The sequence below is a fragment of the Rhodopseudomonas sp. genome (assembly GCF_048594845.1).
GTDB lineage: Bacteria > Pseudomonadota > Alphaproteobacteria > Rhizobiales > Xanthobacteraceae > Rhodopseudomonas.
The window spans coordinates 1-3085 of the sequence record NZ_JBMDXE010000090.1 but is presented as its reverse complement, the minus strand read 5'-3'; the positions used below and the strand labels follow the sequence as shown (position 1 = coordinate 3085).

3 protein-coding genes are annotated in these 3085 nt (G+C 67.4%); 2 read left to right on the top strand and 1 reads right to left on the bottom strand.

Features of this window, described 5'->3' with window-relative positions; all coding sequences use genetic code 11:
- Window positions 1-396 (top strand): cupin domain-containing protein (locus tag ACOJTD_RS05480; RefSeq protein WP_420131919.1); only part of this gene is annotated, 396 nt, incomplete at its 5' end.
- Between the two features lie 865 nt (window positions 397-1261).
- On the top strand, window positions 1262-1981 hold the full coding sequence (locus ACOJTD_RS05475) for a helix-turn-helix transcriptional regulator (protein WP_420131918.1): 720 nt from the start codon (window positions 1262-1264) through the stop codon (window positions 1979-1981).
- A gap of 6 nt (window positions 1982-1987) precedes the next feature.
- On the opposite strand, the gene ACOJTD_RS05470 is transcribed toward ACOJTD_RS05475, so the two are convergent.
- Window positions 1988-3085, bottom strand: a 1098-nt coding sequence (locus ACOJTD_RS05470) for an FAD-dependent oxidoreductase (RefSeq protein ID WP_420131917.1), incomplete at its 5' end; no start/stop codon positions are given.

Here is a 3085-nt window from a genome sequence, read left to right as displayed (position 1 = left end):
GCTGGCTGTGCGATCTGCAGCGTCGCAGGGTTCGGGGCGACCGAGGCGTTTGCGCAGGGTTCGGCGCCGACCACGGCCAATGGCGTCACGCGCAAGATCCTGAGCCGCACCGATGGCCCGGCCGCCGGCTACGAGACGATCATCATGGACGTGACGCTCGATGCCGGCGCGACCGTCGCCCGGCACACTCATCCGGGGATCGAGTCGACCTACGTGATGGAAGGCGAGATCGAACTTCCGATCGAAGGCCAACCCACCAGGACGGCGAAGGCGGGCGACGCCTTCCAGGTGCCGCCCAACACCCCGCATGCCGGCGGCAAGGCCTCGACCGCCAAGACCCGTCTGATGGTCAACTACATCGTCGAGAAGGGCAAGCCGCTCGCTAGCCCGGCATAAGCGGCCGGCGCAGGAGGCCAATTGCCAAACGCGTCTTCGCCCAAGGACCCAGACTGCTTCCCCGATACTGGAACAGCTCCCGGGGGCGATCTCCTGGAAGTAGTTGCGGCCGATTTTAGCCGAGGGAATCTGCAGCGGTCGCGAGCACCGGCACGCACGCGCGGCAGCGGTTTCTTCGAGCACATCGAAAGCGACAGGGCACAGCGCGCTCCCTCTCTCGCTTGCGGGAGAGGGTTGGGGTGAGGGCGACGCGGGGGTACGCGCCTTGGGTGAGTACAACGCGGGGTAATCACCGCGATCTTGGCGTTCGACTTGTTGACTCTCGTCGCAGTCAGCAGGCGAGCGGGAGACGCTCACTTCGTCATGGCCGGGCTCCGTCCCGGCCATCCACGCTCTCGCGAATGCGTCGGCGGCGCTGCGCATGACAAGCGCACGCCGTTTCGCGGGAGATCGACCGCCGCCGGTCATCGGCGCATCGCGAACGCGTGGCGAAGGCGGCCCAACCTGCCACGGCCGAATGCGGCGCCGGGTCGCCGGCTCGGGGGCAAACTTATGGAAGTACCGCCGGTGCGAATTGTGGCGGAGGACACCGTTTCGCCGCAACGGAATCTTTCGCTGAAATGGCCTGCCACAGGTTTGCCGCATGGTTTTTCGCGGGCCGGTCGGGGCATCTGCGAACCGTTCTCGACTCCGCTGTTGGCTCGCCGACCACCCGGATCGCCTTCGCGGGGCCGCTGCGCCGCGCGCAAGCTCCGCCCGTAGCCTTGCGCAACTCGCCGCAACTCGGTTTGATAGTCGCATCGCACAACAGCGTGCCGTGTCCTCACCATGGAAACGGCCCAGTCACAGCGAGCCGCGAATGCCGATGCCTGATCCCGCAGCACTGGCTCCCGATCTGTCCCGGCCGACCACGCCGGCGGCGTTCGCCGAAGCCGCGATGCGGTCGCTGCGGCCTGTGTTCGGGGCGAGCCGCGCGGTGTTCTCCGATCGTCACCGCGGCGGGCCCGGCAGGATGCATTTCATCAACTGGCCGTCCTGGTGCGAGGCGCATTATTGCGCCGAAGTCCGCGCCCGCGATCCGATCCGGACCTGGCTGGACGGCGTCGCTGCGTCCCATGATAGCAGCGTGGCGCGGCTGTCCGAGCTGGCGCCGGCCGCGCGGTCCGACGAGCCGCTGCTGACCGAGAGCGGCGCTGCGTTCGTGCTGACACTGGCGCTGCGCGACCGCAGCCGGATTGTCGGCGCGCTGAGCCTGGTCCGCGACGCAAGCCGTGGTGATTTCAATGAGCGCGATCGCGTGCTGTCGCTGTCGCTGCTACCGCTGCTCGAGATGGCGTATGGCGGCATGGCCGCTCGCATCGACATGGCGCAGCGGTCGGTCGAGCACGATCCGCTGCAGGCGCTCACCGCGCGCGAGAGCGAAGTCGCCAAGCTCGCTGCGGCCGGTCATTCGAACAAGGCGATCGCCCGGATGCTTGCGATCAGTCCGTGGACGATCAAGAACCAGATGCGCGCGGTGCTGGACAAGACCGGCACGCGCAATCGCACCGAGCTGAGCGCGCTGCTTGGATCGCGGCGGGAGTGACGCCGGCTAGGCGCTGCGTCCGATCAGATCTTCGGCCGCCTTCAGCCCCGACCAATGAGCCTGGCCGACCGTGCTGTTGGTCAGATAGTCGCCACAGAACGCGACGCGCGGCATCGGCCCGAAGTCGAGGAAGCTGCGCAGACCGCGGATGTAGCCCTTGGGCCGCTTGCAGATCGCATCGGGCTGGCGCGAGATGAAGCTGTCGATCACGCGCGTCCCGGTGAGCTGGGGCAGGGCGTCGACGACGTCGCTCCAGGCGATGCTGAGCAGCTCCGCGGTGCTGGCGTCGGCATGCTGGCGGCAGCCCCAATCCTTCCACTGCGAATGGGCGAAGGTCGTGCCGTTGCCCATGTCGGTGAAGCGCAGATTGCCGGTGCGGCGGAAGCCGTCGGCAGCGGGCAGCACGTAGGTGTCGAGCAGATCGCCCTTGGGGCGATCGAGCAGGTAGTACACGATGTGGTGGCCGGCGTAGTCGACGCTATCAAAGAAAGCTCGTCGTTCGGCATCGAGTCCCGGCATCAGACCCGCAACTTTGTTGCCCGGCACCGCCATGACGACGGCGTCGCCCCGAATGGTCTCGCTGCAGCCGTCGTGCATGACGTCGACGTCCACGCCGTCGTCATGCGTGCGCACTTCGGCGACGCTGGCGCCGAGCCTGAAATCAACGCGCGGATCGGCGGCCAGGCTGCGGCCGAGCTCCCAGGTGATGCGGCCGGCACCGCGCTCCTTGAAGCTCCAGATCCGGTCGCCCGACCATGACAGCCGTCCGGCCGTGCTCCACGCCGTCCAGGCCAGCGAGAAATCGTTTTCGCCGTAGCCGCAGAACATCGCGACGCACGGCTCCAGGAAGTAATCGACGAAGGTCGGCGAGAATCGTCGGAAGTACTCGCAGGCGTTGACGTCGTCGAACGCCGCCGCGCTGGTGATGTCGCGCGGATCGCCGGTGACCGCGATCTGTGCCAGTTTCGGCAGCGTCGCGAGCAGGCGGGTTTTCTCTGCAAAGGGGATAAACGGATGCTTGGCGGCGGCGATCAGGTCGAAGGCGCCGAAGCCGACATTCTGCTGACGCTTGACCAGCACGTTCCAGCGGTGCGCGGCCGTGAG